An 11913-nucleotide genomic window follows, 5' to 3' on the forward strand; every position below is an offset into this window, starting at 1 on the left:
CGTCGCCGCCGTGGACAACAACGAGATCGTGATCGTCGGCGCCGGTGTCTCCGGCCTCGCCTGCGCCAGCGCCCTGCGCGACGCAGGACGCGAGGCCGTGATCCTCGAACGTGCGCTGCGGGTGGGCGGCCGCTGCGCCACCCGCCACGTCGACGGGCAACCCGTGGACCACGGCGCCTGCTTCCTCCACGGCAGCGATCCCGACTTCGTCGCGCTGCTCGAGTCGCTGCCGGGCACGTACGGCGGCTGGCCCCGCCGGATCGTCGGCAGCGGTCCGCCGTGCCAGCCGCGGGCCTACACCGACGGCGAGACGCGCGTCGTCCCGAGCGAGGGCGTCGCCGCCCTGCCCCGGCGCCTTGCCGAAGGGCTCGAGGTCCGCTTCGACAGCAAGGTGCGCGCGATCGCCCTGGGCGACGACCACGTCGGGCTCGAGGTGGCGGGCCGGACCACCGCCCCACGCACCTTGCGCGCCCGCACCGTCGTCTTCGCCCTCGCCTTCGATCAGGTGTGGAAGCTGCTGAAGGCCCTGCCACCGGCAGCGCCGATCGATCCCCTGCGCCGCCTCGCGCTGCGGGTGGGCACCGATCCCTCGCTCACCGTCCTCGCCGGTTATCCGCTCGAGGGAACGGCGGTCGACTTCGAGGCGCTGCACCCCAGCGAGACGGGGCCGATCCAGTCGATCTTCGTCGACTCGAGCAAACGCGTGGGCCCCGCGATGCGGGTGCTGGTGATCCAGTCGAACCCCGCCTTCGCCCGCACCAGGCTCCACACGGATCCGCACGCCTGGTCGGAGGAGCTCCTCGCCGCAGCGGCGGCGCAGGTCGGCCCGTGGGTGGCGCGGCCCCGGTGGAAGCAGGCCCACCGCTGGTGTTACGCCCGCGCGGTCCCCGGCACCGAGCAGGCCGAGCCCACGCTCCTCACCCTCCCCGGCGGCGCCCGCATCGGCATCTGCGGCGAGAATTTCGCGCCGATGGGCGGCGTCGAGGCAGCCTTCCTCTCCGGCCGCCGCCTCGCCGCATTGCTTGGGTGACGGCAGCCAGGCCCCATGCCGCTGCCGAACTATCGGCAGCTAAGCAGAGTTTACAAGCCACCTCTGTAATTCTCGTGGCGCGCCGCGATCAGGCCGCCTCGTCCAGTCGGGCGATTCGGCGCTGGAACTCCTCCTGCGTGATCTCGCCCGACTCGAGCATCTTGCGCAGCGCCGCCACCGCTGCAGCGTGGCGCACCGCCTTGCCCCCGGCGAACTCCTCCTTCGCCCGGGCAGCGGCCTTCTTGAAGGTCTCGCGCAGATCCTCGGGGCTCGCCTCCATCTTGCCCCGGAACCACGCCCGCGCCGCCTCGCCCAGGGCCACCGTCCCGGCGAAGGCGACGCCGGCGGAGACCACCGATCCGTAGCCGGGGATGAGCTTCACCAGGTGCCGCGCCCCCTCGCGGAAGCCGTAGCCGGCGCCCAGCGTGGCGAGGAGCTCCAGCGCCCGCTCCCGGGTCACCTCGACGCCGTAGAAGTAGCCGATCGAGGCGACCATCGAGACCTGCAGCGGCATGATCACCACCGCATCGGCGAAGGGCAGCGGCACCGCCCCCACCGCTGCGGCGACGGTGGCCTTCGAATAGATGAGCTTGCGGACGCGCACGTCCTTGGACTCGACCGAGGCCTGCTGCTGTGCCACGAACGCGTCCTGCATCGCCGCGGGGAGCCGGTCGGCGATCCGCTCCACCAGCTCACCCACGCCGGCGCCGCGCTTCGCCGAGACGAAGAGGAACCCCTCCGCCCCGATCCCCAGCTTCTCGCGCAGCGTCTCGGCGAACTCGGCCCTCTCCCCGTCGTCGAGCAGATCGACCTTGTTGACCACGGTGATCCGCGCGACCCGCTTCTCCTCGAGGAAGCGCTGCAGCGCCTCGTCCTCGGCGCTGATCGCCGCGGTCCCGTTGAGCACGTGGATCACCAGGTGCTGCTTCTCGAAGACGTGGAGTTCGAGCACCTTCTCGAGCGAGAAGCGCGCGGTGCCGATCCCCGGCGTATCGGTGAAGTCGATGCCGAAGCGCTCGCGGGTATCGGGCGCCACCGTCTCGTCGGTGCGCATGCTCACCCGCGCGATCTGCTCGCCGTAGATGGCGTTGAAGAGCGAGGACTTCCCGGCCTTGCCGAAGCCGGCGAAGGCGACCCTCGGCTTCTCTTCGAATTTGCGGCGCACGTCGGCGAGGACCTCTTCCAGTGCCTGCTCGGAGACCATTGGCTGCTCCCGGGCTTCGAACCTGCCCGAAGGGTCCGGACAACCGCCGGCTCGCGCCGCGCCTTCCGGAATCAGCCCATGATACCCGGCGGCGGCACCGTCACTCCAACCGGCTGGAGCACGCCGAGGAGCCCCATCGCCGAGAGCGACTCGGTGCGCACGGTGAGGATCTCACCCCACTCCAGGGTGAAGCCGAGCCGCTCCGGCGGGAGCGCGATCCGCTCGCCGGTGGCCACGATCACCGGGATCTCCGGCCAGGGAAGGGCCAGGTCGTGGAGGAAGGTGCCGGAGATCCGCACGGTCGCCTCCCCGAGGGAGAGGCTCTGCCGGATCGCCTCGGCGTCGTAGCGGAGGTCGGGAAAGGCCCGCCACACCGCCTGCTGGATCGCGCAGAAATCCTTGTTGGAGAGCGGGAAATGGCCGGGCGCCTCCACCGAGAAGCCCTCACCCGTCCAGCGCATCGCCTCCCGGATGTCGTGGCGCTCGAGCGCCTCGAAGAAGAGCCGGATCGAATCGGGCTGGGTCACCATCGAAGCCTCCCTCGTGGTTCGGGCGCGGGAATGCCCACGGCCCGACTTGCGGGAAAGTTATGAACGGCAGCCGGGCAGGACCGAAGCGAGCGGGCGGACGTCAGCGCCCCCCGCTGCGCCAGATCCCGCGGAGCGCCAGCCCCAGCACGCCGAAGGCGAGGACGAAGCCGATGGTCGCCGGCGCCGGGAAGCCGAGGAGGGTCGGCCCCGGCGCATGGAGCGCGACGCTGGAGGCTACCGCCAGCCCGAGGAAGAGCACGGCGAGGACCACGCGGTTGATCTGCAGGTCGCGGCGGGCCCGCACCTCCGGCGCCTCGTCGGCGAGGAGCTTGAGCCGCAGCTTGCCCTCCTGCAGATCCGAGACCGCCTGCCCCACCACCACCGGCAGGCGGCGCAGCGTGTAGCGCAGGGAGGTGAGCTGGTAGAACATCTCCTCCTGCATGCGCTCGCGGCTGTAGAGCTCGCGGGTCATCCGCTGCACGTAGGGCATCATCTCCTCGAGGGGATCGACCTCGGGGATGAGCTGCTTGGCCAGGCCCTGGGTGGTGATCACCGCCTTGAAGAAGAGCGTGTAGGCCGGCGTCATCCGCACCTTGTGCTTGAAGGCGAGCTCGGTGATCTCCCGGACGAAATCCTCGAGGTGCAGCTCCGCCATGGAGCGGCCCACCACCTGCCGCTCCATCATCTCCTGCACGTCGGCCTCCCAGCCGCCGTAGTCGATGTGCTCGCCCTTGATCGCGATCTCCCAATAGACCCGGGCGATGGTGCGGAAGTCGCGGCGCTGGATGGCGAAGAAGAGGGTGACCAGGTTCTCGCGCATCTCCTCGGTGAGCCGCCCCACCATCCCGAAGTCGAGGAGGCCGAGGCGGTTGCCGGGGAGGACGAGCACGTTGCCGGGGTGGAGATCCCCGTGGAAGTAGCCGTCCTCCAGCAGCATCTGGAACGCGGCCTGGAGGTAGCGCTCGCCGACCTGGCGCATGTCGCAGCCGGCGGCGCGGGCGCGGCTGATCTTCACGCCGGCCAGGTACTCCATCGTGAGCACCTGCTCGCTGCAATAGTCGGCGAAGACCGCAGGCACGACGATGTGGTCGTTGCCGGCGAAATTCTCGGCGAAGCGCTCGAGGTGCCCCGCCTCCACCCGAAAATCGGTCTCGTCGCCGATCGCCTTGCGGAGCTGGCCGAGGATCCCGGGGAAGTCGACGAGCTTCACCTCGGGGACCTGCGCCTCCGCCTGCCGCACGATGAATTGCAGCAGCGAGAGGTCGGTGTAGATCAGCTCCCGCACCCGGGGGCGCTGCACCTTGACCACCACCTCCTCGCCGGAGGGGAGCCGGGCCCGGTGGACCTGCGCGATCGAGGCGGTGGCCAGTGGCTCCCGCTCGAATTGCGAGAAGAGCTCGTCGGGCCCTGCGCCGAGGGCAGCGCGGATCTGTTCCTCCACCTCGGCGAAGGGGATCGGGCCCACGTCGTCCTGCAGCGACTGGAAGGCCTCCGCGTAGGCGGCGGGGATGATGTCCGCCCGGGTGGAGAGCATCTGGCCGATCTTGACGAAGGTCGGCCCGAGCTCGCGCAACACCGCGGCCAGGCGGTCCGGGGTCGGAGCGCTCTCCGTCTCGCCTGCAGCGGGCGCCTTGCGGAGCAGGCCGATGCCGGGCACCTCGATCCGGGCCACGAGCCAACCGAGGCCGTGGCGGGCGAGGACCTGGACGATCTGCTGGAGGCGCCCGAGGTCCTTGACGACCTGGCGGGCGCCCATGGCGGTGCGGGCTGCGGTGCGTACGAGCGGCAAGACGTCTTCACCCCGGGCAGTTCGCGCCGACCCTACTCCGCCGGCGAGCGACTGGCGAGGGAACCCTGCGGGCCGCGCATTTGTGCCCGGTGCGCTACTCGAGCAGCCCGGTGGGCAGGCGCCAGACGCCGTTGCGCTCGGTTCCCGCGAGGATCGCGTCGCCCGTCGCGGTGAGGTTGTCCGCAGGGAGTGCGGGCTGGCCGGTGCCGAGACGCTCCCAGGTACCGGCGCCGTCGCTGCTCACCCAGATCCCCTCGTTCGCCTCGATCTCGCCGAAGCGGTCCCAGCTCAAGACCAGGTGGTCGCCGACGCGAGCGAGGGCGCGGGCGCTGCACGCGCCGGGTGGCACCGAGGCGGGGGCACGCCAGGTGAGCCCACCGTCCCGCGACTCGACGACGCCGCTCGCCGTGTCCCGGGCGACGCCGACCGCCGCGAAGAGCACGCCATCCTGCTCCACCAGATCGACGAGGAAGGCGGTGGCGTCGAGCACGCCGCCTGGCAGGCCGCTGCTCGCCGGCTCCCAGGTCGCGCCGTCGTCGCTCGAGCGGAAGAGCCCGCTTCCGTAGGTGGAGAGGAAGAGCTTGCCGTCCGCCTTCACGATTCGGTTGACGCCGTCGCGCAGCGTCTCGCCCCGCGAGTCCCTGCCGATGGAGGGAAGCCCCCCGTCGCCGATGGTCCAGCTCGCTCCGAAGTCGCCGGAGCGTGCGAGGCCGATCCCCGCATAGGCGAAGTTGCCGTCGTCGCCGCCCATCGAGACCATCGCCCAGGTGCCGGCGTAGAGCGTGCCCTCGCTGTAGAGGAGATCCTCGACGCCCCAGGGCTGCACGCCGGGCTGGCCGATCATGCTGGGGAACGAGTCGAGCGCGATCCAGCTCGCCCCGCCGTCGTCGGAGCGGAAGACCCCGTGGTACCAGGTACCGATCCAGACCTTGCCGTCGCCGGCGGCGATGGAGCGGATGGCGAGGACGTCGGCGCCCGGCGAAGCGACCCGCTCCCAGCTTTTGCCGCCGTCGTCCGAGCGGTGGACGATCTTGCCCTCGACGAGGGCCCAGACGGTCTCGCCGTCCACCGCCACCGCGTCCACGGTGGTGCGCACCGCGCGGAACGAGCCGGGCGCCCAGGCAGAGGTCGCCGGGTCGAAGCGGTAGAGCATCCCCTGGTACGCGACCCAGGCCCCGGCGCTGCCGCCGGACGCCGCCTCGACGAAGGCCCCGGCGGGAAGCCCCTCCTCCACCTCCTGCCAGCTGCCGTCCGGCGTCGCGAGGCGGTGGAAGGCGCCGCCGTTGGTCACGGCGAAGAGGCCGTCCGCCGCGGGCAGGAGCCAGCGCTGGGAGGCGAACGAGGCGTCGTCGAGGACCTGCGAGCTCCACGTCGCCCCGCGGTCGAGGGAGACGAAGGCCTGCAGGGGCCTGTCGGTGAGGGCCACCACCGCCTCCCCCCAGGCCTGCAGCACCACGTCGGAGCCGGCGCTGGTGAAGGGCGGATCGGAGAGCTCTTCCCACGTCGTGCCGCGATCCTCGGAGCGGAGGAGCCTGCCGTCCTGCGCCTGCACCACCAGCCAGCCCTCGCCCACCGCGAGGTGCGACGGGAGGAGGTCCGGGATCGCCTCCCAGGAGAGCCCGCCGTTGCTGCCCCGCAGGAAGGAGAAGCTGCCCGTCCCGTCGAAACCGACGACGTAGACCGTGGTGCCGTCCGCGTGCACGCTGGAGACCGTGAGCGGGACGACGGGCGCGTTCCAGCCGTTGCCGCCGTCCCGGGTCACCGAGAGCACGCCGTCGATGGTGCGGGCGAAGACCGCGCTCCCCGCCTGTACGAACTCCTCGACGCGGGCCAGGGGCTCCGACTCGCGCCAGGTGGAGCCACCATCCGCGGAGACGGCGATGCTGCCGTAGCCCCCAAGGAAGATCCGCTCCTCGTCGACCAGCAGCGCGGAGAGGAGGCCGAGCCCCTCGGGTCCTTCGGTCGGCAGCCACGTGAGGGGCTCGGGGGTGCGCGTCTCCTCGACGCACCGCCCCTCGATGCAGTCGAAGCCTTCGGCGCAGGGCCGCTGCGCCGAGCAGGAGGCCGCCTCGCCACCGCCGCCAGCGGCAGGCGGCTCGGACGTGCAGGCCAAGAGGGTCAACAACGGGATCCAACCGTGTCGCAGCATGGGGCCTCCGGGGAGCGGCTCCTCCATCTGCAACAGATTCGCTGCCCGGCGGCAGGTGCGGTTTTCCGCACACCCCCGAACAGGCCTTGCCGCACCGGGGAAGCGCTACGCCGGGGGATTCCACCAGCAGGCGCCCTTGCCCGCCACCGCCCGTTCCGCGCTGCTGCGGACCTCCTCCATCTCCGCTGGCGAGAGGGGCGCGAAGGCGTGGGCCGCTGCGAAGGCGGCGTCCTGCTCCTCGTTACGGCTGAGGCCGAGCAGCGCCACGTCGGGATCGACGGTGAGCGTGTAGCGCACGCATTCCTCCACCGAGAGCCGGGGCAGTCGTGGCTTGCCGGGCACCGCGCCGGGGAGCGGCTCGTTGTACCCGCTGGTGTCCTCGAGCAGCTTGCCTGCGCCGAAGGTCTTGAAGGCCACCGTGCCCACGCCGAGCGCCTTCGCGAGCGGGAGGATCTCCTCCACGTAGCGCAGGTCGACGAAGGGGCCGACCGGCAGCATCACCACGTCGCAGAGCCCGGAGCGGATCGCCGCAGCGAGCACGTCCGGGCGGTGGCTCGAGATCCCCCGGAAAGAGACCTTCCCCGCCTGCACCAACGCGGCGAGCTGCTCCATTCCGCCGCCAGGCGCGGCGATCGCCTCCCAATCGTCCATCCGGGAGACGTCGTGGAAGGCGATGAGATCGACCCGCTCCATCCGCAGCCGCCCGAGGCTCGCCTCCACCTGCGGCGCCACCGGGTCGCGGAGGTCGTCGATCTTGTCGATGACGAAGATCCCCTCCCGCCTGCCCTGCAGCGCGGCGCCGACGATCTCCTCGCCGTAGCCGTTCTCGTAGGCGGGCGCCGTGTCGATGAGGTTCACGCCGGCGTCGAGGGCCCGGCGCACGGTGCGCACGCAGCTCTCCAGCGGCTGGGAGCGGTCGGCGAGGTCGCCGATCCCGAGGACGGTCGCGTGAAAGCCGGTGCGACCGAGCGCGCGCCGGGGGGTGAAGGAAGGCAGCGCCGATGCGAGTTTCATCTCCCACTCCTATCGCCTGGGGCGGTGGAGGCAAACGCCCCGTCCACCTGGCGGCGGGGCAGGCCGGCCCCTTCCGCCGGATCCAATCTGACACCACGCGTCGCTACGAGCCGCCTTGCCCGCCCGCTCCGGCGCGTGCTACGCCAAACGCCTTCGACATCAACGTGGGGCGCGCAGGAGCGCGCGGCGGGAGGCCACAAGTGGGCGAGCTGCTCGGCACCGATCTCTACCGTCTCGACGATCTCCTCACCGACGAGCAGAAGCTCATGCGCCGCGCGGTGGCCCGCCTGGTGGACGAGGAGTTCCTCCCCACGGTGCAGCAGCACTTCCGGGCGGGAACCTTCCCCACCGAGCTCGCGCCGAAGCTGGGCGAGATGGGCCTGCTCGGCATGAACCTGCAGGGCTACGGCTGCCCCGGCACCGACAACGTGAGCTACGGCCTCGCGATGCAGGAGCTCGAGCGCGGCGACTCCGGCCTGCGCTCCTTCTGCTCGGTGCAGGGCTCGCTGGCGATGTATCCGATCTGGGCCTTCGGCTCCGAGGAGCAGAAGGAGCGGTGGCTCCCCGGCATGGCAGCCGGCAAGCTCATCGGCTGCTTCGGCCTCACCGAGCCGGACCACGGCTCGGATCCGGGCGGCATGAAGACCCGCGCCCGGAAGGACGGCGACCACTACGTCCTCAACGGCACCAAGCTCTGGATCACCAACGGCACCGTCGCCGACGTGGCGGTGGTCTGGGCGAAGACCGACGAGGGCGGCGCCTCCTCGATCCGCGGCTACCTCGTGGAGAAGGGGATGCCGGGCTTCGAAGCCCGCGAGATCCACGGCAAGGTCTCCCTGCGCGCCTCGGTCACCGCCGAGCTCTCCTTCCACGACGTGCGCGTACCCGCGACCAACGTGCTGCCGAAGATCGAGGGGCTGAAAGGGCCGCTGATGTGCCTCAACCAGGCGCGCTACGGCATCGCCTGGGGCGCCACCGGCGCCCACCGCGCGGTCTTCGAGTCGGCCCGGGAGTACGCCCTCTCCCGCGTGCAGTTCGGCAAGCCGATCGCCTCTTTCCAGCTGGTGCAGAAGAAGCTCGCCGACATCTACGGCGAGCTGGTGAAGGCGCAGCTGGTCAACTGGCGCCTCGGCCAGCTCAAGGATCTCGACCAGGCCAACTACATGCACATCTCCTTCGCCAAGCGGAACAACGTCCGCGTGGCGCTGGAGGCGGCGCGCGTCGCCAGGGAGATCCTTGGCGCCAACGGCATCACCGACGACTACCCGGTGATCCGCCACATGACGAACCTCGAGTCGGTCTACACCTACGAGGGCACCGACGACATCCACACCCTGATCCTGGGCAAGGAGCTCACCGGGATCCCGGCGTTCGGCTAGGCGCGGTATCGATGAGCCGCTACGTCACCAGGCTGCCGGTCCGCTTCAACGAGATCGACGCGGCGGGGATCGTCTACTATCCCCGCTTCTTCGACTACTTCCACATGGCCTTCGAGGATTTCTTCGGCGCGGCCACGGGCACGCCCTACCACGTGTGGATCAAGGAGCGGCGGATCGGCTGGCCCACGGTGCACATCGACACCGACTTCCGCTCCCCCCTGCGCTACGGCGACACGGTCGAGGTGGCGGTGAGCTTCCCGAAGGTGGGCAGGAGCTCGATCGTCGCCCGCTACGAGGCGAGCACCGAGGGCAGGCTCTGCTGCGTGGCGGAGATCACCTCGGTGACCACCCAGCTCGACCGGCTGGAGTCGATGGAGCTGCCGCAGGTGGTCCGGGAAGCCCTCGCCCGCTACCCCGGAATTTGAAGGTCGCTTGCTACACCAAGGATGCGGCGCCGACGTAGCTTCGTCGCCGCATGCAGCCTCCACCGGCCCCCCGCCCCATCGAGCAGCGCCAGCCGGCGCTCGATCTCCTCGACGACCAGCGCATCGAGCGCCTCGGCAGCGACGGCTTCTTCGTCGTCGACGGCTTCCTCGGCACGGAGGCCGCCCTCGCGATCCGCGGCGAGGCCCTCGCCCTCTCCCACGCAGGGACGCTCCGCCCAGCCGGCCTGGGGCGGGGCGACGCCCTCCGCCTCGAGCGCGCCGCCCGCGGCGACGAGATCGCCTGGCTCGATCCACAGGAATCGCCGCCGGCGCTGCGCGCCTTCCTCGGACGCCTCGAGTCGGTGCGCGACGAGGTGAACCGCGGCGCCTACCTCGGGCTGCGACGCTACGAGGTGCAGGTCGCCCGCTACGACCGGGGCGCCGGCTACGTGCGGCACCGGGACGCCTTTCCCGGCGGCCCCAACCGCACCCTCACCGCGATCTACTACCTGAACGACGGCTGGATCCCCGCCCACGGCGGCGCCCTCCGCCTCTTCCCCACGGGGCGGGAGCCGCTGGAGCTGGCGCCGCTGCTCGACCGCCTCGTGGTCTTCCGCAGCGCCGACCTGGAGCACGAGGTCTGCCCCTCCTGGGCGGAGCGCCTGGCGGTGACCGCGTGGTTCTACGGCCGCGAGGATCTCCCCCGGTAGCACCCGCGCGCACCTCCCCGGATCGGGTGGGGACGGGCCGGGAGGACAGGGGTCGCCCGCACGCCGGGGCGTGACCATCGTTTGCGCATGAGCGAGCCGAGCGGAATTGCGCGCAAAATCATCCGGGTGGTGCCCACCGTGCACCGGTGGCGTGTGCATGACGATCGCATCGGAGGCGGATCGAGCGACGCCTACGCGGTGGTCAACGAGGGTCGGGTCACGCTGATCGATCCGCTGCCCATCGACGAGAACGAGATCCGCAAGCTGGGCCGGGTGACCTCGATCATCCTCACCGCTGCAAACCACCAGCGCTCGGCGTGGCGCTTCCGGAAATCGCTGGGCGCCCCGGTCTATGCACCGGAGGGACCGAGCGTCGGGAGCGAGCCCGGCCAGCTGGAAGAGGAGCCCGACTACCGCTACACCGGCGGCGACGCGCTCCCCAACGGGCTCACCGCCTTCCACACGCCGGGCCCCACCGAGGCGATGTTCGCCCTCTGGCTCGACAGGCCCCGCAGCGTGGTCTTCCTCTCGGACATCCTCACCCACGACGGCGAGGGAACGCCCCGCTTCGTCGCATCGCGGTTCCAGGAGCAGCCCGAGCGCACCCGCGCCAGCGTGCAGCGCCTCGTCGATCACCTGCCGATCGAGGTCGTCTGCTTCGCCCACGGCATGCCGATCTGCAACGACGGCAGGGGCGCGCTGGAACGGGCCCTCGCGGAGGACCCGGAGCACCTGGGCGCCGGCCTGCAGTTGTAAGCGGCGGCCTTACGGAACGAGGTAGCGGCGGGCCTCTTCGCGCCAGCCTGCATCGTCCTCACCTGCGGCGCCGAGGTAGGCCTCCCACGCTTTCCGCGCCTCGCCCTTGCGGCCGAGGGCCTCGAGGGCCAGGGCGCGGTTGAAGCGCGCCGCCACCAGCCCGGCGTCGAGCCGCATCGCTTCCTCGAAGGAACGGAGCGCAGCGGCAGCCTGGCCCTCCGCGAGGAGGAGCACGCCGCGGTCGTTGGCACGCACCGCGGCATCCGCCTCCTCGGCCAGCAGCATCTCCGCCCGCTCCCAGTCGCCGGGCCCGCCGCGGGCGAGAAGCACCGCCACCGGACCCGCCCCCTTGCCCTCGGTCGCCAGCGCGGCCTCGACCTTCTCCCAGCCCCCGACGCTTCCGCTGCCGCGGATGGCGACGAAGGGGGCGTGGTGGACGAGCGCTGCGGGCCTGCCCTGGAGCGAGCGGTGCGGCAACGACAGAGGGCCTTCGGCCGGGACGAAAAGGAGCAGCGCCAGCGAGGCGGCGAGGGCGACCACCGCCCCTCCTGCCACCACCCGCCAGCTCCGTACCGCTGCCCAGCGGCTGCGGCTGCCGCCCCGATCGCGGTGGGGGCGCATCGGCTTGCCGGGGATGGGCTCGGGCTGGGAGCCGGCGTGGACCCCGAGGTCGGCGAGGAGGGCGGAGACGGGCCGCGCACTCGCCATCCAGGCCACCAGGGCCTCTTCCTCCGCGGAGCCTGGTTCGAAGGCGAGGCCCACCGCGGCGAGGGTGAGGCGGCAGGTTTCGCAGCCCGCCGCGTGGGTTTCCACCGCGCTCCGCTCGACGGCGGACGCGACGCCGGTGGCGTAACGCTCCAGGGACTCGTAGGGCACGCAGGCGTCAGTCACGGAGGGTTCCTCCCCATTCCACACATGGAGGACGCA

Annotated in this window: 11 protein-coding genes; 5 read left to right on the top strand and 6 right to left on the bottom strand. The window is 71.5% G+C overall.

Translation table 11 applies throughout. The annotated features are described in order from the left end of the window. Window positions 1-10 precede the first annotated feature (10 nt). Window positions 11-1030 (top strand): NAD(P)/FAD-dependent oxidoreductase, encoded by a 1020-nt coding sequence (locus ACESMR_RS11885; RefSeq protein WP_373047295.1) that lies wholly within the window; start codon window positions 11-13, stop codon window positions 1028-1030. A gap of 88 nt (window positions 1031-1118) precedes the next feature. Here ACESMR_RS11885 and ACESMR_RS11890 read toward each other — a convergent pair whose 3' ends face one another. The 5 genes from ACESMR_RS11890 to ACESMR_RS11910 all read right to left on the bottom strand — a co-directional run bounded on the left by ACESMR_RS11890 (window position 1119) and on the right by ACESMR_RS11910 (window position 7716). Continuing rightward, window positions 1119-2234 carry a GTPase gene (locus tag ACESMR_RS11890; protein WP_373047296.1) on the bottom strand — a complete coding sequence of 372 codons (1116 nt, stop codon included), beginning with the start codon at window positions 2232-2234 and terminating at the stop codon, window positions 1119-1121. Window positions 2235-2305: 71 nt separating this feature from the next. Then, window positions 2306-2764 (bottom strand): hypothetical protein, encoded by a 459-nt coding sequence (locus ACESMR_RS11895; RefSeq protein WP_373047297.1) that lies wholly within the window; start codon window positions 2762-2764, stop codon window positions 2306-2308. Window positions 2765-2864: 100 nt separating this feature from the next. Continuing rightward, on the bottom strand, window positions 2865-4553 hold the full coding sequence (locus ACESMR_RS11900) for an ABC1 kinase family protein (RefSeq protein WP_373047298.1): 1689 nt from the start codon (window positions 4551-4553) through the stop codon (window positions 2865-2867). Window positions 4554-4647: 94 nt separating this feature from the next. Continuing rightward, window positions 4648-6675, bottom strand: a complete 2028-nt coding sequence (locus ACESMR_RS11905; protein ID WP_373047299.1) for a WD40/YVTN/BNR-like repeat-containing protein — start codon at window positions 6673-6675, stop codon at window positions 4648-4650. 132 nt (window positions 6676-6807) lie between these two features. Continuing rightward, entirely contained in the window at window positions 6808-7716 is a 909-nt protein-coding gene (locus ACESMR_RS11910) for an aldo/keto reductase (RefSeq protein ID WP_373047300.1), read from the bottom strand. 200 nt (window positions 7717-7916) lie between these two features. On the opposite strand from ACESMR_RS11910, the gene ACESMR_RS11915 reads away from it, so the two are divergent. The 4 genes from ACESMR_RS11915 to ACESMR_RS11930 all read left to right on the top strand — a co-directional run bounded on the left by ACESMR_RS11915 (window position 7917) and on the right by ACESMR_RS11930 (window position 10986). Beyond that, window positions 7917-9095, top strand: a complete 1179-nt coding sequence (locus tag ACESMR_RS11915) for an acyl-CoA dehydrogenase family protein (RefSeq protein WP_373047301.1) — start codon at window positions 7917-7919, stop codon at window positions 9093-9095. An 11-nt stretch (window positions 9096-9106) separates the two neighbouring features. Further along, entirely contained in the window at window positions 9107-9520 is a 414-nt protein-coding gene (locus ACESMR_RS11920; protein ID WP_373047302.1) for an acyl-CoA thioesterase, read from the top strand. A 50-nt stretch (window positions 9521-9570) separates the two neighbouring features. Beyond that, window positions 9571-10230: a 2OG-Fe(II) oxygenase gene (locus ACESMR_RS11925; RefSeq protein WP_373047303.1), complete on the top strand. Its 660-nt coding sequence runs from the start codon at window positions 9571-9573 to the stop codon at window positions 10228-10230. Between the two features lie 138 nt (window positions 10231-10368). Further along, a complete protein-coding gene (locus ACESMR_RS11930) occupies window positions 10369-10986 on the top strand; it encodes an MBL fold metallo-hydrolase (RefSeq protein ID WP_373047304.1) in 618 nt (205 codons plus the stop codon). A gap of 9 nt (window positions 10987-10995) precedes the next feature. On the opposite strand, the gene ACESMR_RS11935 is transcribed toward ACESMR_RS11930, so the two are convergent. Beyond that, complete coding sequence (locus tag ACESMR_RS11935) at window positions 10996-11877, bottom strand: tetratricopeptide repeat protein (RefSeq protein WP_373047305.1); 882 nt, start codon at window positions 11875-11877, stop codon at window positions 10996-10998. Window positions 11878-11913: the final 36 nt, after the last annotated feature.

The organism is Vulgatibacter sp., from assembly GCF_041687135.1.
GTDB lineage: Bacteria > Myxococcota > Myxococcia > Myxococcales > Vulgatibacteraceae > JAWLCN01.